Annotated in this window: 24 protein-coding genes and 1 pseudogene; 13 read left to right on the top strand and 12 right to left on the bottom strand. The window is 68.4% G+C overall.

Features of this window, described 5'->3' with window-relative positions:
* Position 1 precedes the first annotated feature (1 nt).
* Positions 2-865, bottom strand: coding sequence for an SDR family NAD(P)-dependent oxidoreductase (locus tag AB0H76_RS08470; RefSeq protein WP_357319219.1), 864 nt, complete (start codon positions 863-865; stop codon positions 2-4).
* Positions 866-1003: 138 nt separating this feature from the next.
* Positions 1004-1525, bottom strand: coding sequence for a hypothetical protein (locus tag AB0H76_RS08465; RefSeq protein ID WP_357319217.1), 522 nt, complete (start codon positions 1523-1525; stop codon positions 1004-1006).
* A gap of 127 nt (positions 1526-1652) precedes the next feature.
* On the opposite strand from AB0H76_RS08465, the gene AB0H76_RS08460 reads away from it, so the two are divergent.
* Together AB0H76_RS08460 and AB0H76_RS08455 are read left to right on the top strand one after the other, a co-directional pair.
* Positions 1653-2978, top strand: a complete 1326-nt coding sequence (locus AB0H76_RS08460; RefSeq protein WP_357319214.1) for a deoxyribodipyrimidine photo-lyase — start codon at positions 1653-1655, stop codon at positions 2976-2978.
* Positions 2979-3069: 91 nt separating this feature from the next.
* Positions 3070-3651: a lipocalin family protein gene (locus tag AB0H76_RS08455; RefSeq protein WP_357319211.1), complete on the top strand. Its 582-nt coding sequence runs from the start codon at positions 3070-3072 to the stop codon at positions 3649-3651.
* Positions 3652-3662: 11 nt separating this feature from the next.
* Here AB0H76_RS08455 and AB0H76_RS08450 read toward each other — a convergent pair whose 3' ends face one another.
* Positions 3663-4505 carry a MerR family transcriptional regulator gene (locus AB0H76_RS08450; protein ID WP_357319208.1) on the bottom strand — a complete coding sequence of 281 codons (843 nt, stop codon included), beginning with the start codon at positions 4503-4505 and terminating at the stop codon, positions 3663-3665.
* 98 nt (positions 4506-4603) lie between these two features.
* Between AB0H76_RS08450 and AB0H76_RS08445 the strand changes: the two genes are divergently transcribed.
* A complete protein-coding gene (locus tag AB0H76_RS08445) occupies positions 4604-6079 on the top strand; it encodes an SDR family oxidoreductase (protein ID WP_357319205.1) in 1476 nt (491 codons plus the stop codon).
* Here the strand turns inward: AB0H76_RS08445 and AB0H76_RS08440 are convergent.
* Complete coding sequence (locus AB0H76_RS08440; RefSeq protein WP_357319202.1) at positions 6069-7973, bottom strand: alkyl sulfatase dimerization domain-containing protein; 1905 nt, start codon at positions 7971-7973, stop codon at positions 6069-6071. The genes AB0H76_RS08445 and AB0H76_RS08440 overlap by 11 nt on opposite strands.
* Positions 7974-8190: 217 nt before the next feature.
* Between AB0H76_RS08440 and efeU the strand changes: the two genes are divergently transcribed.
* The 4 genes from efeU (at position 8191) to AB0H76_RS08420 (ending at position 11918) form a co-directional block, all read left to right on the top strand.
* Complete coding sequence (efeU, locus tag AB0H76_RS08435; protein ID WP_357319200.1) at positions 8191-9087, top strand: iron uptake transporter permease EfeU; 897 nt, start codon at positions 8191-8193, stop codon at positions 9085-9087.
* An 87-nt stretch (positions 9088-9174) separates the two neighbouring features.
* Positions 9175-10326 carry an iron uptake system protein EfeO gene (gene efeO, locus AB0H76_RS08430; protein WP_357320529.1) on the top strand — a complete coding sequence of 384 codons (1152 nt, stop codon included), beginning with the start codon at positions 9175-9177 and terminating at the stop codon, positions 10324-10326.
* Between the two features lie 28 nt (positions 10327-10354).
* On the top strand, positions 10355-11671 hold the full coding sequence (efeB, locus tag AB0H76_RS08425) for an iron uptake transporter deferrochelatase/peroxidase subunit (RefSeq protein WP_357319197.1): 1317 nt from the start codon (positions 10355-10357) through the stop codon (positions 11669-11671).
* Between the two features lie 49 nt (positions 11672-11720).
* Positions 11721-11918 carry a hypothetical protein gene (locus AB0H76_RS08420; RefSeq protein ID WP_357319194.1) on the top strand — a complete coding sequence of 66 codons (198 nt, stop codon included), beginning with the start codon at positions 11721-11723 and terminating at the stop codon, positions 11916-11918.
* Here AB0H76_RS08420 and AB0H76_RS08415 read toward each other — a convergent pair.
* The 4 genes from AB0H76_RS08415 to AB0H76_RS08400 all read right to left on the bottom strand — a co-directional run bounded on the left by AB0H76_RS08415 (position 11867) and on the right by AB0H76_RS08400 (position 14734).
* Positions 11867-12364, bottom strand: a complete 498-nt coding sequence (locus tag AB0H76_RS08415; RefSeq protein ID WP_357319191.1) for a hypothetical protein — start codon at positions 12362-12364, stop codon at positions 11867-11869. The genes AB0H76_RS08420 and AB0H76_RS08415 overlap by 52 nt on opposite strands.
* Positions 12364-12924: a hypothetical protein gene (locus AB0H76_RS08410; RefSeq protein ID WP_357319188.1), complete on the bottom strand. Its 561-nt coding sequence runs from the start codon at positions 12922-12924 to the stop codon at positions 12364-12366. The genes AB0H76_RS08415 and AB0H76_RS08410 overlap by 1 nt, the downstream gene beginning before the upstream one ends.
* A 349-nt stretch (positions 12925-13273) precedes the next feature.
* Complete coding sequence (locus AB0H76_RS08405) at positions 13274-13531, bottom strand: hypothetical protein (protein WP_357319186.1); 258 nt, start codon at positions 13529-13531, stop codon at positions 13274-13276.
* Between the two features lie 177 nt (positions 13532-13708).
* Positions 13709-14734 (bottom strand): HAMP domain-containing sensor histidine kinase, encoded by a 1026-nt coding sequence (locus tag AB0H76_RS08400; RefSeq protein ID WP_357319183.1) that lies wholly within the window; start codon positions 14732-14734, stop codon positions 13709-13711.
* 280 nt (positions 14735-15014) lie between these two features.
* On the opposite strand from AB0H76_RS08400, the gene AB0H76_RS08395 reads away from it, so the two are divergent.
* The 3 genes from AB0H76_RS08395 (at position 15015) to AB0H76_RS08385 (ending at position 17488) form a co-directional block, all read left to right on the top strand.
* Entirely contained in the window at positions 15015-15359 is a 345-nt protein-coding gene (locus AB0H76_RS08395) for a hypothetical protein (protein WP_357319180.1), read from the top strand.
* 99 nt (positions 15360-15458) lie between these two features.
* Positions 15459-16223 (top strand): SDR family oxidoreductase, encoded by a 765-nt coding sequence (locus AB0H76_RS08390; protein ID WP_357319177.1) that lies wholly within the window; start codon positions 15459-15461, stop codon positions 16221-16223.
* Between the two features lie 191 nt (positions 16224-16414).
* Positions 16415-17488: a lycopene cyclase family protein gene (locus AB0H76_RS08385; RefSeq protein WP_357319174.1), complete on the top strand. Its 1074-nt coding sequence runs from the start codon at positions 16415-16417 to the stop codon at positions 17486-17488.
* Between the two features lie 18 nt (positions 17489-17506).
* Here the strand turns inward: AB0H76_RS08385 and AB0H76_RS08380 are convergent, their stop codons facing one another.
* Positions 17507-18337: a hypothetical protein gene (locus tag AB0H76_RS08380; RefSeq protein WP_357319171.1), complete on the bottom strand. Its 831-nt coding sequence runs from the start codon at positions 18335-18337 to the stop codon at positions 17507-17509.
* A 145-nt stretch (positions 18338-18482) separates the two neighbouring features.
* Here AB0H76_RS08380 and AB0H76_RS08375 point away from each other — a divergent pair, with 145 nt between their 5' ends.
* Together AB0H76_RS08375 and AB0H76_RS08370 are read left to right on the top strand one after the other, a co-directional pair.
* On the top strand, positions 18483-19418 hold the full coding sequence (locus AB0H76_RS08375) for a Ku protein (protein ID WP_357319169.1): 936 nt from the start codon (positions 18483-18485) through the stop codon (positions 19416-19418).
* On the top strand, positions 19415-20044 hold the full coding sequence (locus tag AB0H76_RS08370; protein WP_357319166.1) for a GNAT family N-acetyltransferase: 630 nt from the start codon (positions 19415-19417) through the stop codon (positions 20042-20044). The genes AB0H76_RS08375 and AB0H76_RS08370 overlap by 4 nt, the downstream gene beginning before the upstream one ends.
* Positions 20045-20048: 4 nt before the next feature.
* Here AB0H76_RS08370 and AB0H76_RS08365 read toward each other — a convergent pair whose 3' ends face one another.
* Positions 20049-20369, bottom strand: coding sequence for a nuclear transport factor 2 family protein (locus tag AB0H76_RS08365; RefSeq protein WP_357319163.1), 321 nt, complete (start codon positions 20367-20369; stop codon positions 20049-20051).
* On the opposite strand from AB0H76_RS08365, the pseudogene AB0H76_RS08360 reads away from it, so the two are divergent.
* A pseudogene (locus tag AB0H76_RS08360) lies at positions 20310-20906 on the top strand (transcriptional regulator); the annotation flags it as partial. The gene AB0H76_RS08365 and the pseudogene AB0H76_RS08360 sit on opposite strands and share 60 nt — an antisense overlap.
* A gap of 14 nt (positions 20907-20920) precedes the next feature.
* Here AB0H76_RS08360 and AB0H76_RS08355 read toward each other — a convergent pair.
* Positions 20921-21544, bottom strand: coding sequence for a hypothetical protein (locus tag AB0H76_RS08355; protein WP_357319160.1), 624 nt, complete (start codon positions 21542-21544; stop codon positions 20921-20923).
* Between the two features lie 62 nt (positions 21545-21606).
* The gene (locus tag AB0H76_RS08350; RefSeq protein WP_357319157.1) at positions 21607-22470 is read right to left on the bottom strand and encodes a MetQ/NlpA family ABC transporter substrate-binding protein; all 864 of its coding nucleotides are present in this window, start codon (positions 22468-22470) and stop codon (positions 21607-21609) included.
* Positions 22471-22516: the final 46 nt, after the last annotated feature.

The raw sequence follows: 22516 nt of genomic DNA, 5'->3' as shown, positions 1-22516 counted from the left end.
GTCACAGGCCCTTGCGGAAGAATTTGGCGCGGATGTCGTCCAGCTTCTCCGGCATGATCTGATCCAGCAGCACGGTGAACCGGCCCAGGATCGGGGCGACGCGCCGGGGCCGGTCGATGATGCCGGCGACGATGGCTTCCGCGGCCTGTTCGGGGGTCAGCGCCCGGGCGTTCTTGTAGAGCTCGTTGGGCGCGATCATCGCCGTGCGCACCATCGGCATGAACACCGAGCTGAATCGCACGTTGTCGGAACGGGTTTCGACCTGGAGGTTGGCGCAGAGCGCGTCCAGGGCGGCCTTCGACGCCGTGTAGGCGGCGTAGCCGGGCGCACCGGCCATGTTGGCGATCGAGAGCACGTTGACGATCGCGCCGAACTGGCGCTCGCGCATGCCCGGCACCACCGCGAGCATTAATCGCACCGGCGCCAAATAGTTCAGCTGCATGGTGCGGTCGTAGTCGTGGAAGCGCTCGTAGGACTCGTCCAGCCGGCGCCGGATGGACCGGCCCGCGTTGTTGATCAGCACATCGACCCCGCCGTGATCGGCGAGCACCTGTGCCACCATCGCGTCCAATGCGTCGAAATCGGTGAGATCGCAAGGGTATACGTAGGGCTTGCCGCCCAGCGTCTCGATCTCCTTGGCGACCTCGCGCAGTTCCGGTTCCCGCCGGGCCACCAGCGCGACCGTGGCTCCCGCCGCACCGATCCGGGTGGCCGCGGCCCGCCCGATACCCGAGGACGCGCCGGTGATCAGCACCGTGCGTCCCGCGATCACGTCTTGCAGTGTCTGCTTCCGAAACAGCCGGGTCAGGCTCAGCTCGGTGTCCAGGCAGCGCGTGATCTTGTGAAACCACCCAATTCCAAACATAGTGAGCAATGCTAATTTATGAAACTGACGCCGTATAGAGCCGAAATCGACGCCGCCCCAGGACATCTCGTATACAAACCTCGTATATTGCAGGCCATTTTCCGCGCTATTTTCACGGCGCAAGGTTCACTTTGAGAACTACGACAGCAACCCCTGGGACCGGCAGCGATTCCAGATGGCGGTCGAGGGGGAACCGCCCTTCTTCTGCACGTCCGGCAGATCCAGGCACACCGCGCGCTCGAAGGCCGTGCGGCGCTTCTCGGGGAACTGCTTGAGCTCGGCGGCGCGCTCGTATTCCTTCTTGACCTTGCCCGCGTACTGCACCTCGAGCTCGCCGACCAGTTCCAGGTAGTCCTGCGGCTGCGCGCAGGCCTTGCGCCGGGCGGCGTTGGTGGCCTCGGGTGCGCCGAAGAGCCGGCGGCGGGCTTCCTCGTGCGGCCACTTCGTCATCTCGGTGTAGTACATGTTCTGCGCGGCCGCGATGGCCCGCAAGCCCTTTTCCGTGTAGTCCCAGGAGGTCTCGCACAGGGTGGCCTGCAACAGCCGCGAGGCGTCGCTGTTGACCGCCGGGAATCCCGCTGCCGCTGGCGAATTGGTGACACAGAGGAGGCCCGCGAGCACGGTGGCGGCAACCCACCGGCAACTACGCATCGATGTCATGGACGCCGACGGTAACCGAGGAGGACCCCCGCTCCGCGCGAACACGCCGCAGACCGGTCGGTTCGACACGAACACTCTACCGGGACAGTGCATCATTTGTGCATCGCTATCCGGGTATGCTGACAGGATGCCGACCGCCATCGCGCTCTTCACCCGCGATCTGCGCCTGCGCGACAACCCCGTTCTCACGGCCGCGACACGCGAATCGACCGAGGTGCTACCGCTTTTCGTTCTCGACGACGACATCGTCCACAAGACCAGGCACGCGCCGAACCGCCTGCGCTTCCTCTTGGCCGCGCTGACCGAGCTGGACGCCGAGCTCCGCGCCCGCGGCGGCTGGCTGGTGCTGCGCCGCGGCAAGACGGTCGACGTGGTCGAGCGGCTGGCCGCCGAGGTCGGAGCCTCGGCCGTGCATGTCGCCGAGGACGTCAGCAGCTTCAGCCGGGCCCGGGAAACCGCGCTGTGGGAACGCCTTTCGGACAGCGGATGCCATGTGCGCACGCATCCGGCGACGATCACCGCCGTCGATCCGGCCGAGATGAAGCCGGATACCGGCCGCGGCCACTACGCGGTGTTCACCCCCTACTTCCGCCGCTGGATCGAAACGCCGATGCGCAAGCCACTGCCCGCGCCCGCGAAGTTCACCGTGCCCGCGGTCCTCAGCGATCCGATTCCCGAACTGGACGAGCTGTGCAAGGCGCCGGGGTCGCCCGGCTTGCGGGTCGGCGGCGAGACCACCGGCCGGAAGCTGCTGTCGCGCTGGCTTTCCGGCGGCGTCGCGGCCTACGACGAGCAGAAGGACCAGCTGGGGGTCGAGGGCACCTCCGGGCTGTCCCCGTATCTGCACTTCGGCTGCCTCTCCCCGGTGGAGATCGTGCACCGCACCGACACCGGCACCTCCGGCGGCTACGCCTTTGCCCGGCAGGTGGCCTGGCGCGACTTCCATCACCAGGTGCTGGCCGACCGGCCCGAGGTCGCCGTGCGGGACTACCGTTCCGAAAGTCGTTCCTGGCGTTTGGAGCCGGATGGTCTGGCCGCCTGGGAGGCGGGCCGCACCGGCTATCCGATCGTCGACGCCGGCATGCGCCAGCTGCTGGAAGAGGGCTGGATGCCCGGGCGGGCCCGGCTGATCGCGGCCAGCTTCCTGGCCAAGTCGCTGAAGGTGGACTGGCGGCTGGGCGCGGCGCACTTCGAGCGCTGGCTGGTCGACGCCGATATCGCCAACAACCGGCTGAACTGGCAGTGGGTCGCGGGCACCGGCACCGACACCCGGTCCAGCCGGGTGCTCAACCCGCTGCGCCAGTCCGACCGCTACGACTCCGACGGCGCCTACGTGCGCCGTTGGCTGCCCGAACTTGCGGAGCTGCCCGACGAGACGATCCATCGGCCGTGGCGGGCCGGGCTGCTCGCCTCGACGTATCCGGCGCCGATCATCGAATTCAACGGAATGTAGGTTCCGCATCGGTTCTGCATCGTTTCCCCCGGGATGTCCCGGGTATGTCCCCTCGGTAGATCAACTGACGCAGCTCACGGGTGGAGGAACGATGAACAGCATTCGATTCGGACTGGCGGCGTGCACCGTCGCCGCGACGGCCGGCGCACTGGCTCTGGTTCCCGCGTCCGCGGGAGCCGAGCCGGTCACGCCGGTGCCGCAGCTGCAGGTGGAGCGGTACCTGGGCACATGGCAGCAGCTGGCGGCGATCCCGCAGCCGTTCAATCTGGTGTGCGCCCGCGATACCCGGGCGAACTACACCCTGAATCCGGCCGGTGACATCACCGTGCGGAACTCGTGCACGACCTGGAGCGGCGGCCCCAACGAGATCACCGGCGTCGCCAAGGTGAAAGACACCGCGACCAACGCCCAGCTCGGAGTGAGCTTCCGCGGCGAGGCCGATCCGCGCACCAATTACGTTGTGACAGCCGTCGATCCGGACTACTCGTGGGCCCTGGTGGTCAACCCGGAACGCACCTCCGGCTTCGTACTGTCCCGGACCGCTGCCGTGGACGCCGAGCGCTGGGCCGAGATCCGCGACGCCGTCGCCGCGGCGGGTGTCGACTCCTGCCTGTTCCTGACCTCACCCAATACCGGCGGATACGAGGAGATCGTGCCGCTGTGCACGGTGTAACCGGCCGCGGCTCAGGCGAACCGCTCGACCGCCTCCTCGAGCGTCGCGATCCGGGTGGCGACACCCGGCAGGATGAGGGTGTCCCAGCCGGGCCCGGCGACATAGACGGTCGCGCCCGCGTCCGCGCAGGAGCGCAGCGCCGAAGTGAGCGCCGTCGCCTCCTGCTGCGACCACAGCAGGACCGCGGCCGGGCCGGTCAGCCGGGCCAGGGTGTCGCCGAGCGCGGCGGTCGGCACATCGGGACCGAGCATGTGCGCGCCGACGCCGCGCTCGGCCAGCGCGGCCCGCAGCACCTCCACCGGCAGGGCATGCGTCTCGCCGCTGGTGCAGGCGAGCACCAGCGGGATGGGCGGCACGCTCGGCGGTGGCGCGGCGCGATGCAGGGCGGCGGTGATGCACCAGGACAGCAGATGCTCCACGTCCACGCAGCCCTCGCCGCCGAGCTGGCGCGCCACGATGTCGGCGAACGCGGGACGGCACAGCCGCTCCCAGGTGTCGATCACGCCGTAGTCGCGCAGGTGCGACTCCAGCAGCGCGCAGACCGAGCGGCTCTCCAGCGCGAACGCGGCGGTCAGCAGCGCGACCTTGTCGCCCAGCGGCAGCGCGGGGCCGCGCGCCGTCACGGCGGCCCCGGCGGGTGTCGCCCCGGCCTTGATCAGCTCCACCATCCGGGTGAGCACCGCGATATCGGCCTCGGTGTACAGGCGGTGCCGGCCGGGGCGCTCCGGCTGCGGGCCAACGTTGTAGCGCCGCGTCCAGCTGCGCAGCGTCGCCGTCGGGATGCCGAGCCGCTCGGCCGCCGCGCGGACCGGGTAGCCGGCGAGCTCGGACGAGGGGTTCGAACGGTCGGGCATGACCTGATTGTGCCTGCAACGCGCCGACAACCGCCCCTCGCCCGGGCGGAGTGTTCAGCGCCCGGGGTCACTATCGTCGAGAACAACGACCGGAAGAGGTGATCCGCGTGCGCTGTGTGGTGTTCGGGGCGACCGGGTACATCGGTGGCCGCCTGGTTCCGGAATTGCTGAGCGCCGGGCATGCGGTGCGGGTGCTGGCCCGTGATCCCCGCAAATTGCAGGACGCGCCGTGGCGGGATCAGGTCGAGGTGCTGCGCGGTGATGTCACCGAGGCGGACGACGTGCGGGCCGCCCTCGACGGTCAGGAAGTGCTGTATTACCTGGTCCATTCGCTGACCCGCAGCGATTTCGACACCGTCGATCGCGAAGCCGCGCACATCGTCGCCACCGAGGCCGACAAGGCGGGCCTGACCCGGCTGGTCTACCTGGGCGGGATCACGCCGCCGGGGCAGTCGCTGTCCCGGCATCTCGCCTCGCGCGCCGAGGTCGGCGAGATCCTGCTCGACGCGCGCACCCCCGCGGCGGTGCTGCGGGCGGCGGTGATCATCGGATCCGGCTCGGCCAGCTTCGAGATGCTGCGCTATCTCACCGAGCGGCTGCCGGTCATGGTGACCCCGCGCTGGGTGCGCAACCGCATCCAGCCGATCGCGGTGCGCGACGTGCTGTACTACCTGGTGCACGCGGCCGCGCTGCCGCCCGAGGTCGACGGCGGGTTCGACATCGGCGGCCCCGACGTACTGACCTATCTCGACATGATGCGCGGCTACGCGACCGTGGCCGACCTGCCGCGCCGGGTCATCGTGCCCGTGCCGGTCCTCACCCCGTGGCTGTCGGCGCAGTGGGTGAACCTGGTGACCCCGGTGCCGCGCTCGATCGCGGTGCCGCTGATGGAATCGCTCGTCAACGACGTCGTCTGCGCCGATCACCGGATCGCCGAGCACATTCCGGATCCCGACGCCGGGCTCATCCCGTACCGCCGCGCGGTCGCGTTGGCGCTCACCAAGATTCGCGATGTCGACATTCCCACCCGCTGGTCCGACGCCAGCTCCGCCGACGCGCCCTCGGACCCGATGCCCTCCGACCCCGACTGGTCCGGCGGCACCCTGTATTCCGATGTGCGCGAAGGCGACACCAGCGCCGACCCCGCCACCCTGTGGTCGGTACTGGAGGCCATCGGCGGCGAGAACGGCTGGTACTCCTTCCCGCTCGCCTGGTCGCTGCGCGGCTGGATCGACCGCGTCGCCGGCGGGGCGGGCCTGCGCCGCGGCCGCCGCGACCCGCGCCGCCTGCGCGAAGGCGAGGCCCTGGACTGGTGGCGCGTCGAACACCTGGACCGCCCCCACCTGCTGCGCCTGCGCGCCGAAATGAAGGTCCCCGGCCGCGCCTGGCTCGAACTCTCCGTCACCACCACCCCCGCCGGTGTCACCCGCTACCACCAGCGCGCCCTCTTCGAACCCCACGGCCTGGCCGGCCACCTCTACTGGAAAGCCATCTCCCCCTTCCACGCCGTCGTCTTCGGCGGCATGGTCCGCAACATCATCGGCGCCGCCGAGCGCGCCGCCGTCACGGAGTGACGATCGGGAAAGCCGGGTCGAACTCGTCGAGCAGGAGTGCGTAGCGGTCCAGGGTGGCGGCGTCGCCGTCGAGGGCGATCTTGCCGCTCTGGGCCAGCTCGGCCGCGGTGCCGGGCTGGAGCAGGACCGAGACCAGGTACGGCTTCGGGCCGGTCACCGACAGCTGTGGACGGCCGGACTTGCCGCGGCGGGCGTTGAGGACGCCCCGGCGGACCCACAGGTGCCACTGTTCGCCGACATCGGTGAAGTCCAGGTCGATGCGCAGGTCCGCCGTGGCGGCCTGCTCGCCGATGACGTGCACCGAGACGAAGTCGAACAGGATCTCGATCGGCATGGCCAGGATGCTGTCCTGGCTGGCGGTTACGTACGGCGGCGGCTGCACGCCCGCGCGCAGTTCCAGGGCGGCGGACAAGAAGATGCCGCGCCACTGTGGCCCCTCCGCCTGATAACCCATCTGTTCGTAGGCGTCGGCCTGTAAATCCCTGGCCTGCTGGTTGTCCGGTTGCGCGAAGACCAGGCCGTGCAGAATCTGGGCGGCCCACCGGTAGTCGCCGGCGTCGAACGCGCGCCGGCCCTCGGCGAGAATGCTGTCGGCTCCGGCGAATTCGACGAACCGGGCGGCGGCTTCGGCGGGCGGATGCGGGTGCAGCGAGACCGGGTCGCCGTCCCACATGCCCAGTTCCTTGGTGTACACCGCGCGCACGTCGTGGTGCAGCGTGCCGTGGTAGCCGCGATTGGCCCAGGTGCGGCCTAGTTCGTCGGGCAGCTCGATCACCTCGGCCGCCTCGAGCGGGGTGTAGCCCTTGTTGGCCAGGCGCAGCGCCTGGTCGTGGATGTATTTGTAAGTGTCACGCTGGGATTCGAGGAACGCGGTGACATTGTCGTTGCCCCACACCGGCCAGGTGTGCGGGCCGTAGTGCACCTCGGCCTCGGCGCCCCAGCGCTCCAGCGTCTCGTCGAGGTAGCGCGCGAAATTGCGGGCGTCGCGGGTGCGGGCACCGCGCAGGGTCTGGATATTGTGCAGCGAGTGGTTCGCGTTCTCCGCGCAGGTCAGCGCTTTGAGCTGCGGAATCCAGATGTGCATCTCCTCGGGCGCCTCGGTGTCGGGGGCATAGAGGAATTCGAATTCGATCCCGGCGATCTCGCGGCGGGCCCCGGTCTCGGTGATCAGATCGGTCGGCGACATATAGGAAACCTGCGGGCCCCGCGTGGCCACCAGACCGATTCCGCAGCTGACGAAACCCTGCGGACCTGATGGCAGCATGGAGCCGAAGGCGTAGAAGCTGCGGCGCGCCATCGCGTTTCCGGCGATCACGTTCTCGCCGAGGGCGAACTTGTCGAATTGCCGCCCCGGCGCGATGATCGGCACCTTGCCCGAGGCGACCTCCTCGGCGGACACCACGCCCTTCACGCCCCCGTAGTGATCGACGTGGGTATGGGTGTAGATCACCGCCCGCACCGGTTTGTCGGTGACGTGCTCGCGCACGAGCGCCATGCCCTGGCGGGCGGACTCCACCCCGGCCATGCAGTCGATGACGATGATCCCGTCCTCGCCCTCGACGACGGTCAGGTTGGCGATGTCGTTGTTGCGCGCCTGGTAGACACCCTTGGTCACCTCGTACAACCCACCCATGCCGATCAGCTGCGACTGCCGCCACAGGCTCGGGTTCACCGAGTCCGGCGTCGGCGGGTCACCACGCAGATAGTCGAAATCGGCGGGATCGAAGACCACCTTCGAGGTGTCGGCGTCGGCGTACACCGGGCCCGGTAGCGGGGCGATCAGGCCGCGCTGGGCATCGGTGAAGTCCGTCCGGTCGGCCATGTCGTAGCGCTGGGTGGCCTCCTGGTTGACCCGCGCGGTCGCGGAACTGGCAGGTTTGGGTTGCTGGCACATGGACGCTCCCATCGGGGTCGAACTCCGGACCCTCCAGCGTGGTCCGGCCCACCCGGATGCGCTTCACCCAGATCGGGTGAGACCGAATGTCCGATTTTCCCTGGCCACCGCACACATCCTGTTAGTGGTCCGGGCGGATCGGCGGTACGCTGGCGCGACGAGATAAGCACAGGCTTGCCTACTTAGCTGGGGTCTGAGTTGTAAAGGACGAGGTGAAGTGGCAGTACTGCTCGCGGTTTCGACACCCTCCGTCGCTACCCAGCTGGTCGGCAGTGGGCTGATCGGGCTCCGGGAAGGGTTGGAGACCGGGGTCGTGGTCATGATCCTGGCGGCGTTCCTGGTGAAGTCCGAACGGCGGGACAGCCTCAAGTGGCTCTGGTCGGGCGTCGCCGCGGCCGTGCTCATGGTGATCGCGATCTTCGCCGGCATCCACTACGGCACCTCGACGGTCAGCGGATTGGCGGCCGAGGCGATCGCCGGGGTCGCCTCGCTGATCGCGGTGGTCATCGTCACCGGCATGGTGCTCTGGATGCGCGGCGCCGCCGCCCACATCTCTCGTGACCTCCGGGCGGGGATGTCGCGCGCCACCGAAGTGGGCCCGCTGGCGGTGCTGTCGCTGTCGTTCCTGGCGGTCGGGCGCGAAGGCGTGGAGACCGCGCTGCTGATGGTCGGCTATGCCGAGAACACCTCGGGCAGCAGCTGGCCGCTACTCGGCCTGGTCCTGGGCATCGCGATCGCGGTACTGGTGACCATCGGGCTCTACTTCGGCGCGATCCGCGTCGATCTGGGCAAGTTCTTCACCTACACCGGCGCGGTGCTGGTGGTCGTCGCGGCCGGCATCCTGGCCTACGGCATTCGTGCCCTGCAGATCGTCGGCTGGATACCCGGCATCTCCGACATCGCCTTCGACATCAGCGCCCACTACGACCAATCGTCCTGGTACGGAACCACCTTGGCGGGCCTGTTCAACTTCCGCCCGGATCCGACGGTGCTGCAGCTGATCGCCTGGGCCGGCTACCTGATCGTGGTGCTGACGCTGTTCCTGCGCCCCCGCCGGCCCGCGGCGAACCGATCTTCCCTCGCTGCGGCGGGTGAGCAGGCTCCGGCTGCGTAACTGCCGGCTGGTGAAAGGAAAAACTGAGTGAAACCGAATCTGTCTCGCCGGACGGTCACCGCCGTCGGCCTGCTGCTGACCGCGCCGATGATCGTGACGGCGTGCACCGCGAAGTCCGACTCGACGGCCGGAGCCATCGCGGTCACCTCCACCGAGGGCGCCTGCGAGCTCTCGGCCGGCACCGCCTCGACGGGCACCGTGACCTTCAACGTCGCCAACAACGGGTCGAAGGTCACCGAGTTCTACGTCTACGGCAAGAACAACCGGGTGCTGGGCGAGGTCGAGAACATCGGACCCGGAATCACCGGCAAGCTGGTCGTCGAGATCACCGAGCCCGGAACCTATGAGACCGCGTGCAAGCCGGGCATGGTGGGCAACGGCATTCGCGGCAAGCTCGAGGTGACCGGCGACAGCAAGGCGAAGTCGGAGGCCCCCGACGTCGAGCAGGCCAAGGCGCGCTACCTCGATTACGTGCGCGGGCAGCTCGACGGTCTGGTCGCGCAGACCACCACGTTCACCACCGCGATCAAGTCCGGCGATCTGGCCGCGGCCAAGGCCCAGTTCGGGCTGACCCGCACCTTCTACGAGCGGGTCGAACCGGTCGCCGAGTCGTTCGCCGACCTCGACCCGGCCATCGATATGCGCTGGGACGACACCGAAGACGGCAAGCAGGAGTTCACCGGCTTCCACCGCCTGGAGCGTTTTCTGTGGACTCCGCAGCAGAGCCAGGTGGGCGAGAAGGCCGATCAGATCACCCAGGCCGATCTCGACAACGCCAAGGCCGACACCAAGGCCTCGATCGACACCGTGGCCGACGCGCTGCTCGCGGACGTCACCGCGCTGCGGGACGAGGTGAAGAAGCCGGACTTCAGCTTCGAGAACCAGTCCTTCGTGAAGGGCCCGCAGGCCCTGGTCGACGAGATCGCCGCGACCAAGGTCGGCGGCGAGGAGGACCGCTACTCGCGCACCGACCTGTGGGACTTCGCCGCCAACATCGACGGCTCGGAGACCCTGATCGCCGAATTGCAGCCGATGATCGCGGCGAAGAACGCGCCGCTGATGGACAAGATCACCGCCCAGTTCCAGGCGGTGCGCGACGGCATCAGCCAGTTCCGCCAGGGTGATGGTTTCGCCGCCTACGACACCGTCACCGCGGCGCAGCGAAAAGATCTGTCGGACAAGATCGATGCGCTGTCCGCCACCCTGAGCCAGGTACCCGCGCTGGTGCTCGGACAGTAAGTACGTCACACCCGGAGAAGGACCCGCCATGACCGACGCACCCGCGGCCGACGCCCAGCCGTCGCGCCGAGTTTCCCGCCGCGCCCTGCTGGGCGGCGCGGCCGCGGGTGCCGGGGTGGTGGCCGGTGCGGCCGCCGCCGGCGCCGCGATCAGTAGTGCGACGCACCCGGCCGCGGACAACCCCGGTGACCGCGTCGTGCCGTTCCGCGGCGGCCGGCAGGCCGGCATCGTCACCGCTGTGCAGGACCGGCTGCATTTCGCGTCCTTCGATGTCATCACCACCTCCCGCGCCGAACTCGTCGACCTGCTGCGACGCTGGACGCTCGCCGCGGAGCGGATGACCAGGGGGTTGGAAACCGTCGACGGCGGCGCGGTCGGCCACGGCGAACTGCTCCCGCCGCCGGATACCGGTGAGGCACTGGGTCTTTCGCCCGCCGCGCTGACCCTGACCATCGGGTTCGGCCCCGGCCTGTTCGGGCCGAGCGCGGCCGCGCCGGGCCAGGCCGACCGATTCGGACTGGCCGCGCATCGCCCGGCCGCGCTGACCGACCTGCCGATCTTCGCCAAGGACGCGATCGAACCCTCCCGCAGTTACGGCGACATCTGTGTGCAGGCCTGCGCCGACGACCCGCAGGTCGCCGTGCACGCCATCCGGAACCTGGCGCGCATGGGATTCGGCGTGGTCAGCGTGCGCTGGTCGCAGCTCGGTTTCGGCCGCACCTCGAGCACCACCCGCGGACAAGCCACCCCGCGCAACATGTTCGGCTTCAAGGACGGCACCCGGAATCTGACCGCCGACCAGACCGACCGGCTCGACAAGCACGTCTGGGTCGGGGCCGAGGACAACCCGGCCGCGGCCCAATGGCTCACCGGCGGCAGCTATCTCGTCGCCCGCCGGATCCGGATGGACATCGAGCCGTGGGATCGCGCGTCCCTGCTGGAGCAGGAACAGATCATCGGACGCACCAAGGGTGAGGGCGCCCCGCTGGGGCAGAGCAAGGAATTCGACGATCCCGACTTCCTGATCACCTCGCGCGGCACCCCGGTGATCGACAAGACCGCGCACGTGCGGCTCTCCCACCCCGACAACCTCGACGGTGTCCAGCTCCTGCGCCGCGGCTACAACTTCACCGACGGCTCGGACGGCTTCGGCCATCTCGACGCGGGCCTGTTCTTCCTGGCCTACTGCCGTGACGCGCACAAGCAGTTCGTCCCCATGCAGCGCGCCCTGGCCGCACACGACGCGATGATGGAATACATCACCCACACCGGCACCGCCCTCTACGCCTGCCCGCCCGGACTGGCGAGCGGCGAGTGGTGGGGACAGCGGTTGTTCGAGTCCTGAGCCCCGCAAATCCTCGGTGCGGGCCACCGGCCGAGATAGTGTGGCGCACATGGAGTTCACCGTTGAGTTCGCCGACGCGACCGTCCGCGATTACCACGACAAAGACACGTTCTCGATCGAGAGCGGGGCGCTCAAGGTGATCAAAGGCGACGGCGGGGTGGAGATCTACTCGCCCAGTTTCTGGCGGAAGATCGATCAGCCGGTCGTCCCGGAGCCCGTCGTGGAATCGGTGCATTTGCCGGCCTGACCGTCCGCCGGTGATCGTTTCGCGACGATGCCCCACCGTACGGCGAACGCGGCTGCGCTGACGCCGAACATCGCCGCGGTCAGCAGCAGCCACCAGTGGAGATAGGGTTCCCGGGTCGTGGTTTGCCCTTGCCGGATGATGCCAGGAAAAATAACCAGCAATAGCAGCCCGCTGCCTAGGAATGGCACACGAATGTAGTTGAGAAGTGCGACTTTTGGTCGGCGTTTACGCATTCGCGGGCGGAGAGCGGCGCTCAGGGGCGACACCACCAGGTCGTGGGCGAAGAGAGCGCCGAGAAACCAGATGAGGACCGACTGCCACCACCGCTCGGAATTCCACAGGGCCCCGGGACCGACGACGGCGATGACGTAGCCGACGAATGCGAAACAGCCCACTACGGCGAGCACGTGCTGAGGTGCCGCGCCGTAGACGCGGGCTGCCGGCATTACTTGGTGTTGAGGGTGATTGTCGCGATGCCGACGAGCAGGCCCGCCTTGACGGCGTCGGTGTTGAAGGTCTTGTTCAGCAGGGCGGCGGCGTCCGCGGAAACCAGCACCCGTGTCCCCTGGAGGATGGCGGTGCTGTCGGGCCCGTTCTGCAGCGGCTGCAAGGTGCTGCCGTCGAGGTTGAACAGCAGGGCATGCGACGCGGCCGGGGCGCCGTTGACGCTGACATCGCCGTAGAGCACCGAGGTGCCCGGGTCGATGTCGAAGTTGGTCAGCTCGACCGTGGTAGCCCCCGCGGCCAGCGACAATCCGCTGCCGTTGTGTTTGATGTCGCCTTGTACGTAGGGATTGACGGTGCCGGGGGTGTAGTACTTCACCTGTCCGCCGGTGATCGGAAAACTGACCGATCCGTTGTCCAGGGTGGCGCCGCCGACTATGCCCGGGGTCAGCCCGAGGCTGGTCAGGGCGTCGGTGAAGCCCTTGTCCAGGGCCACCGCTGTGCTCTTACCGGTCAGCGCGTCGATTTGGGCGGCCGGCTTCGGCATTGCCGTGGTCGACATGGTGGTGGAGCTGTTGCTGGATGTGCTCGCGTTGTCATCGCTGGAGCACGCGGCCAACGGCACGAATGTCAATGCGGCAATTGCGGCGATTACAGCGGTTTTGCGATAGATGACCATGAATCTCAACCCCTTTTGGTTGTCAGGTGTGGTCGAGAGTCAATTCGCTACCGAGATGGCCGCGGTTTGGTCATTATGAGAAAAATTCGACGCTGTCCGAAATCCGTGTCGCCGACTATTAGCCGGTAAGCGATCCTTTCGACACACCGAAGAATTGATCGACGGGGATCAATTTCTCCATGAATTCGATTGTGGTGCCCGACCTGACGCGGGCGTCGACGTGGTTTTCGGCTCAGCCGGAATGCGCGGATTCGGCCCTTCGGGCGAGCACGAACAGTGTGGTCCCGAGGCCGAGCACGACCCAGCCATCGGCGGCCAGGCGCACCTCACAGCCGAGCGAGAGATAGAAGTCCAGTGCGGTACCGACCCGCCGCGCCCGCACACACGGCAATCCGGACGGCCACGGTTCGGCGACGTCGGCCGCGCTGTCCACTTCGGGCGATGAGCGAAGCGGCATCGACTCGGCGGGCGCAGGGCAAAGTACTGCCATGGCTGGCTCCTGAACTCGTAGACCAGTGGTGTGTCCGTGCATCGGATGGGCCGACTGCCAGGGGCCAGAGCAGTGCCGCGGTAGCTTGATTGCGCCGAGGAGCGCAAGTCCCATTGAACCACCGGCAACAGAATCTCGAAACCCCGCGCCGGGAGTGACCGCGGTCGCGCGGCGGGCTCAGGTTCCCGACAACGGCAGACGAACCTCGAAACGGCAACCCTGGTCACGGTTTTCGGCGGTGATGCCGCCGCGATGCGCCTCGACCAACCCGGCGGCGATCGCCAGCCCCAGTCCGCTGCCGGTCGGCACCCCGTCGGCGTCGACCGGAGACCGAGTAGTGGTGCCTCGATAGGCGACCTCGAAAATCCGCGGCAGATCCGCGGCGGCGATGCCGGGCCCCGTGTCGTCGACGCGCGCCCATGCCTGCCCACCGGAGGCACCCACCGAGAGGGCGACCTCGCCGCCGGGTGGGGTGTGCGCGATCGCGTTGGAGACCAGGTTGGTCAGTGCCCGACCGAGGGCGTGATCGCTGGCCGACACGATGATTCGATTCTCCGGTTGGACCGCGCGCAAGACGACCTGGGCGCGTTCGGCGGTAGGCCGATTGGCGGCGAAGATCTCATCGATCACTTCGCGCAGGTCGACCGGCTCCAGCTCGAGCCGCAGCGCGCCCGCGTTGATCTTCGACATCTCGAACAGGTCGTCGACCATGCGCGCCACCCGAGTGGTCTCACAGCCGATCTGCTCGGCGTACCGGGCGACGTCGGCGTGGGCGGTGACGACACCGTCGGACAGCGCTTCGGCCATCGCGCGAATACCGGCGAGCGGGGTGCGCAGATCGTGGCTGACCCAGGCGACGAGTTCCCGCCTGGAGCGTTCGGCAGCCCGCTCCTGCTCCCGGATCTGCTTCTCCCACACGGTTTTGCGCGCTTGCTCACGCCCCAGCACAATCGCGGTCGGGACGGTGACAGCGGCGACGACGGCCAACACCACCGCGGTGCGCTCGAGTTCGTCGGTGACCATCAGGCCACTGACGCCGATCACGCCCGACAGTGTCGCCAGCGTCGGAATCAGCACCAGCACAGCCATGCTCATGGTGAGCGAGCGCTCGCTGACCGCACGCAGCGCCAACGCGCCGATCAGCACGACCAGCGCGGAGCAGGCGAGGGCGTAGGCGATGAGCTGAACGGTGTTCTCAGGCATCGATGACTCCGTTCTCCGCGACCGGCCCCGTGCACGAAACCCGCGCCCTGACAACTATTCCGTGCCACGGTCGCGCCGGGAGCAGAAAGAGCCGACCGCTCCGGGTATCGGCCCTGTCACGCACCCTTGCCGTTTGTTTGTAGGGTTTCGCGCCTGCCCGGCGGACAATGACCTGACTACCTTGCTGATCAAGCGATTTCGTTGGACCTGTTCGGCTACCGCGGCTCTTGCTCCAGTCCCTGGCAACCCCGCCAGCCCATCCACGCGACCGGAGGCCAGAGTGACGACGACCGCAAGCCCCAGCATCAGTGGCCCCACACCCCCGGAATCCAGCTCGGCGCTGAACCCCACCCGAATCGACGGATGGATCACCGAAGACCTCGAGCTGGTACTGCAACGCGCGGTCGACATCGCCAATACCGCCGGGCACCGCCAGGTTCGGATGGAGCACGTCGCGCTGGCGATGCTCGAGGATCCGTACTCCCCCGCCCGAGCCGGCTGGCACGGCGCACTGACCGCGACCCAATGGCAGATAAAGCTCTCCGAGCAGTTGGCTGCCTGCCCCACCCAACGGCACCAGCCGCGACAGGTGACCGACATCTTCTGCTGGCGCTCGATGCACTAGCCGCACCCCACGAACCGCAGCTTGTCGGCTCGCGCACCGGCAAGCTGTCGGCGTGGGCGAATGTGCGCAGTTCAGGTGACTGAAGTAGCGTGCCGTCACATGAGCGAAAACCTGTTGGGCAAGAGTGCACTGGTCAGCGGCGCGAGCCGGGGTATCGGCAAGGCGGTGGCGGCGGAGTTGCTGCGGCGGGGCGCGAATGTGCTGATCACCGCGCGCAAGCCCGAGCCGCTGGAGCAGGCCGCCGCGGAGCTGCGGGAGCTGGGGTACAAGGGGCAGGTCATCGCCTTGGCCGGGAACTCCGGGGACGCGGAGAGCCGGGCGGCGGCGGTGCAGCGGGTGGTCGCCGAGTTCGGGTCGATCGACATCCTGATCAACAACACCGGCATCAACCCCGTGTTCGGGTCGCTGATGGAAGCCGACCTGGACGCCGTGCGCAAGATCTTCGACGTGAACGTCGTCGCGGCGCTGGGATACATCCAGGAGGCCTACAAGGCGTGGATGGGTGAGCACGGCGGCGCCGTGGTGAACGTCGCCAGCGTGGCCGGCATCCGCTCGACCGGCGTGATCGCCGCCTACGGCGCCTCCAAGGCCGCCCTGATCCGCCTCACCGACGAACTCGCCTGGCAGCTCGGCCCCAAGATCCGCGTGAACGCGGTCGCCCCGGGCGTCATCAAGACCAAGTTCGCCGACGCCCTGTACTCCGCCGACGAGGAGCGCGCCGCCAGCGTGTACCCGATGAAGCGTCTCGGGACCCCGGAGGACGTGGCGCGACTGATCGCCTTCCTGGCCTCCGAAGAAGCCGGTTGGATCACCGGTGAGACCGTGCGCGTCGACGGCGGACTGCTGTCCACCGGCGGGCTCTGAGCGGTTGTTTTCCGAGCGGTCGCGCACCGGGCCTATTTGTTCTCCCGGCGCGGCCGCAAGGATCAACGTCCGGGCCTGCGTCGAAGGCAGCTGAGCCACAGTTGGGGCGGTCGCTTAGTGGGCGGGCCGGTGCACAGGCGGGGTGGTCGTGCGGAGCGGCGCGGTGAGTCGCGGGCGTTAGGCTCGCGCGCATGACAGTGGACGTCGTGGTGTGTGGTGCGGGGCCCGCGGGGCGGGCGCTGGCGCATCGTTGCCTGGCGCGGGGGCTGTCGGTGGTCGTGGTCGATCCGGCGCCGCGGCGGCGGTGGACGGCGACTTACGCGGCGTGGATGAGTGAGTTGCCCGGGTGGTTGGATGCCGGTGTGGTGGCGGCGAAGGTGGACCGGCCGGTGGCGTGGGGGGTGCGGCGGCACGAGTTGCCGTGGATGTATGCGGTGCTCGATACGGACGCTTTGCAGCAGTCGCTCGATATTGCCGGGGCACAGGTCATTTCGGAACGCGCGGTCGAGATCGAGCCGGGATCGGCTGTGCTGGAGTCCGGGACGGTGGTTAGCGGTGCGCGGGTGATCGACGCCCGGGGGCTGGGACGTTCTCCACAGCGCGCCGAGCAGACCGCCTATGGCGTCATAGTCGACGCACAGCGGTCCGCCGGGCTCGAACCACTGTTCATGGATTGGCGGCCCGACAACGGCGCGAATCGCACTGCGACACGGTCATTTCTGTACGCGATCCCGCTCGGCGGCGGCCGGATGCTGCTCGAGGAAACCTGCCTGGCAGGGCGACCCGCGCTCGACTCGGGCGAGTTGCGCACCCGGCTGCTGCACCGGTTACGGTCCCGCGGTATCGAACTCGGCGGCGACGAGCCGGTCGAGCGGGTGCGGTTCTCCGTCGAGGGTGCCCGCCCCGGCCCCGACCGCTTCGGCGCGGCGGGCGGATTCATCCACCCGGCAACGGGTTACAGCGTCGCGGCCGCGCTCACCGCGGCGGATTCGATAGCGGCGGGCGCCTCCGCGTCACCACTGTCCGCCCGCGCCGTCCACACACTGCGCGCCGCGGGGCTGCGCGCGCTACTCGCCCTACCCCCCGGCGACACCCCGGTCTTCTTCGACGCCTTCTTCACGCTGCCCCCGCACCGGCAACAGGTCTACCTCTCCGGCCGCACCGACCTGCGCGGCACCGCCGCCACCATGACAACCCTGTTCGCCGCCCTCCCGACGCGCCTGCGCCGCACCCTGGCCACCGCGGTCCTCCCCCGCCGCGGTTAGCTCACGCGCCGAGGGCCCCTATCGGAACGTCAACGCGAGCGCGGTATCGGTGTGCCGGTAGCGCAGATACTTGTCGACCGTGGCCTCGGCGACCGCGTCGGTCGCGGTCGCGACGGTGACGACGACGAAGTTCTTCTTGGCTTCGGTCTTCCATTTGCCGAGGGTGTAGTTGGCGACGTAGGCGCCGGGACGCAGGCGGAGGTCTTTGCCGGCGAACTTGTTCTGTGCGGCGGCGGCGGCGGTGTGCTCGTCGGGCATGGTCAGGACGAACTGGGTGAGCATGAGCGCGCCGTTTTCGGTGCGGTAGACGAGTTCCGAGGCGTACTGGCAGCCCAGTGCGGTCAGTTTCGCGTCGCGTTCGACGTCGCGGCAGCTGTCGTAGTCGCGGCCCTCGACCCACTCGGCGTGCAGCTCGACGGTGCCGAGCTTGAAATCCCAGGCGTCCATGCCGAATTCGGTGTAGCTGAAGCGGTCGCCCGGTTTCACCGGCGCGGACTTGGGCAGGCTCGGCATGACGGTGTTCGCGGCGGTGGCACTGGTCGTGCCGGCCGCGACCGGCGTGCTCGCGTCGTTGCTCCGGAACAGGAAGAAGGCGCTGCCCGCCGTCAGCACCAGCAACGCGGCCAAGCCCAGCGCGACGAATCGGCCGGGCCCGCGTGCGGAATCGTGTTCCGGCGCCGCGACTTCCGGGGCTACCGGCTCCAGAGCCAGGGCAGTGGCCGAATATACCGGCGCCGCAACGGCTTTCGCCGTGTCATCGGGCCACGCCACCCACTCGGGTTCCTGCCCCCACCGGTCCGGGTCCCGCTGCGGGTAGGGTCCGCCACCGAACCCAGGCGGATACGTCATCGCTGTCCTTCCTGCACCGCGGCGCCCGTCCCATCACGCGGGCGCGCCTCGGCTGCGTCCGACCCTACCGGTACGCGCACCGACCGGCGACGCGCGGAAGTCCGATTCGCTCGCCTATTCGATTTGCTTGCGCCATCATGGACAGATGCGAGCTATTTGGAAGGGCTCGATCGCGTTCGGGCTGGTCAACGTCCCGGTCAAGGTTTATACCGCCACCGAGGACCATGACATCCGGTTCCACCAGGTGCACGCCAAGGACGGCGGGCGGATCAAATACGACCGCGTGTGCACGGTCTGCGGTAAATCCGTGCAATATGCCGATATCGACAAGGCCTACGAATCGCCGGAGGGCGAAAAGGTCATGTTGACCGACGAGGATTTCGCGAAACTCCCGGCCGCGGAGAAGCACGAGATTCCGGTATTGCAGTTCGTGCCGTCCGACCAGATCGATCCGATCCTGTTCGAGAAGAGCTACTACCTGGAGCCGGATTCCACCACGCCCAAGGCGTACGTGCTGCTGGCCACCACGCTCGAGCAGATCGACCGGACCGCGCTCGTGCACTTCACGCTGCGGCAGAAGACCAGGCTGGCGGCCCTGCGGGTGCGTGAGGGCGTGCTGGTGCTGCAAACGCTGCTGTGGCCGGACGAGGTGCGCGCGGTGGAATTCGAATCGCTCGAGGATGCCGCCGCGCCGCGCCCGCAGGAAATCAAGATGGCCGAAACGCTGGTCGCCACCATGTCCGATGATTTCGATCCGGATCTCTACAAGGACGAATACCAGATCGAACTCAAGCGGCTGCTGGACGAGGCGATCGCCAGCGGCACCGGCAAGGTGCAGAGCCAGCCGGAGGCGGCCCCCGCGGAAATGGATGCCGAGGTCGTCGACCTGGTCGCCGCATTGCAGCGCAGCCTGGAAGCCAGCGGCCGTCGTTCGGCTTCCGGCAACGGCGCGGAAAAGAAACCGGCCAAGAAAGCGCCGGCGAAGAAAGCCGCCGCCAAGGCGACGAAGTCCACCGCGAAAGCCGACAGCAAGCCGGCCAAGAAGACAGCGAAGAAGACCGCCACCCGCAAGGGCGCGTGAGCAAACACGCATTCCCACCCTGGAGCGGCGCGGCCACCCTGGCCGCGCACTCCTGGCAAACTGGCGGCATGGACCCCGCCATAGCGATCGTCCCGATGGGCCTCGGTCACCTACGCCAAGTGCTCGACCTCGGGCACGAGGTTTTCGACACCACCGCCAAGCCCTACACCTCCTGGTCCCTGACCAGCGTGGCCGAACACCTGGACAGCCACGACAACGCCTGCTGGGTGGCCCTGGACTCGGATCGGGTCGCCGGTTTCGTGCTGGGGTCGATGGAGTTCGAGCTGCGCGACGACTGGGGCTATCTGGAGTGGATCGCGGTGGCGCCGGACATGCAGGGCCACGGGATCGCCCGGCGCCTGGTCGAGGCCTGTTCGGCGGCGCTGTTCGCGGCGGGCGCTCGCCGCATCGTCACCGATGTCGAGGAGCGCAACGCCGCCTCGGCCGCCCTGATGACCCGCAGCGGCTTCACCGCCGCCGCCACCGTCACCCTGTTCGTCCGCCCGAACCCCGAAGAGCCGCAAGATGTTTCCGACGAGCCGCTGCCGCCGATCGCACCCGGCACCAAGCGTTCGCTGATCCGCCGCGGCCGCCTGGCGGGCGAAGGCCGCGGCGCCACGCGCTGACCGCTCAGAACATCCCGTGCGGCAGTTGGTCCGCCTCCGGCACCGGCTGCACCACGTCCCAGTGCTCGACGATCCGCCCGTCGACCAGCCGCCACACGTCGATGACGGCCTTGCCGCGCACGTCGCCGGCCTCGACCATGCGGTAGTGCACGACCGCGTACTCGTCGTCGGCGATCACGCGCTTGATCTCCAGCCGCGCACCCGCCACCGGCGAGTCCACGATGAAGTCCATGAACGCGTCCCGGCCGGACGGGTTGCCGGGACTGTGCTCGATGAAGTCCTCGGCCAGGAGGTCGCGCAGGACTTCGAGATCGCGGCCGGCCACGCGCCCGTCTACCGGGAGCGCCCGCTCGACGATCCCGATCTGACCGAGGCGCACGCCGCGGTGCGGCGGGTGCTGCGGGCGCACGAGCCCTTCCCGGCGCTGGCCGTGGATCGGCGCTGGAATCTGCTGCTCGCGAACTCGGCGGCCGAGATCTTCTTCGACGGCGTCGCGCCGGAACTGCTGCGGCCGCCGGTCAACATGATGCGCCTGGGCCTGCACCCCGACGGTTTCGCGCCCCGGCTGCGCAACCCCGACCAGCTGCGCCGGTTTCTGCTGCCCCGCCTGGCCCGCCAGGCCGCGCGCACCGGCGACGGGGAACTGGCCGCGCTGCACGAGGAGCTGAGCGGCTACGCCACCGAGACCGGCGCGGCGCGCATCGATCCCGCCGAGATCGCGATGCGCATCGACCTCCGGCACCGCGACGCGGACCTGTGTTTCTTCAACACCATCACGACCTTCGGCGCGGCCTTCGATGTCACGCTCGACGAGATCGCGATCGAGGCCTACTTCCCCGCCGACGCCGCGACCGCGGACTACCTGCACGCGCTGGCTCAGCCTTCCTCGGCGAGCACGCGTCCCTCCTCGAAGAACGCCAGCAGGCTGGAGGCGGTCGGCAGCTCCGCGCGCGAGCGCAGCGCGCCGAACGAGGCGTTCCAGAACTCGCCGGTGCGCGGGGTCCACGGGCCGACGTAGGCGTAGGGCTCGGGGTGGGCGGCATCGCCGGGTGAGACGCCGAAGTTGACCTCGGCGCGGCTGCTGGCCAGATCGAAATGCTCCGGCCACAGCACCGGGGTGACGTCGGGCGCCAGGCAGCGCAGCGCGGCGTCGCCGGTAGCGAACCAGTCGCCGAGCAGCGTCGCGGCCTCCGCGTCGACGTGCACCTCGTCGTCGAGCTGGCGGCCGGTGGTGTCGGCGTAGAGCCCCTCCGGCGCGCCCGGCCCGATCCCGGCGGCCTTCGCGATCTGGTTGTAGGTGCCCTCCAGCGGCACCCGCCCGCCACCCGGTCCGACCAGCCCGGTTCCGGTCACCGACACGGGTAGCTTGGCGCCGCCGAACCCGCCCAGCACCACCCGTAGCCGGATGGTGCCGAACTCGCGATATTGCGGCCCCGCGATCAGCAATTCCGCGACGGCGTGCAGCGATTCCCTGGTTTCCCGGTACTTTGCCTCGTCCACCCGGAAATCATCTCCGGTGCGGACGTCCGATACACCCGTTTCGGTCCAGCTGCTACATGAACCTACTTGCGGAACTTCGCTTCCAGCTCCTTCAGCGTCGCCTGGAGATCGGCGGGGTCGTTGGTCTTGAAGATGCCCTGATAGCCGGTCTCGGCGCGCACCGCCGCCTGCACCTCGGGATCGTGGTACACCTTGGCCAGCGCGAGCAGACGCGGATTGTCCTTGTCCTCGGCGCGCGCGGCGAAGATGTTGATGTACTGCTTCAGCTCCGGCCGCTCGGGATCATCAGTGTAGATGACCTGCTTCTGGGTCAGGCCCGCGGGCTGGGCGAAGGTGTCGTCCACGAACGCGGCGTCCACGCTGTCCAGTGACGGCGCGGTCAGCGTCGGATCGATGGTCTTCAGGCTGACCTTCGACGCCCCGGTGTCGACGTCCTCGATCTTCGAATCCCAGCTCGCGCCACCCTCGAGCACGATCAGGCCCGCCGCGGCCAGCCCGAGCAGCGGCCGCACCTGGTTGGCCGGATTGTTGCTCAGGGTGATCTGGCCGCCCTGCGGGATGTCGGCGACCGACTTGTGCTTGCGCGAGTACAGCGTCAGCGGGAAGATCTCGGACGCGCCGATCGGCACCAGGGTGTCGTTGTTGCGGACGTTGTAGTTCGCCAGGTATCGCACATGCTGGAACTTGTTGATGTCGATGCGCCGCTGGGCCAGCGCCGGGTTCGGCTGGTTGTAATCGGTGAAGTTGACGTACTCGACCTCGATGCCCTGCTCGGCGGCCTTCTTCTTGAAGACCTCCCAGTGCGGCTGTGCGAGATCGTTCACACCGACCCGGACCACATCCTCGTTGTGCTCGCGGCCACAGGAGACCGCGGCGACCAGGGCGAACAGCAGGGGTATCACCAGCGCTCGGCGCATTTTTCGCATTGCAGGCAACCTAGACGCACGTCCAGGTATTCGCCAGAGTTTTGCT

Source organism: Nocardia sp. NPDC050712 (assembly GCF_040654295.1).
Lineage (GTDB): Bacteria > Actinomycetota > Actinomycetes > Mycobacteriales > Mycobacteriaceae > Nocardia.
This window is presented reverse-complemented; position numbering and strand designations above follow the sequence as displayed.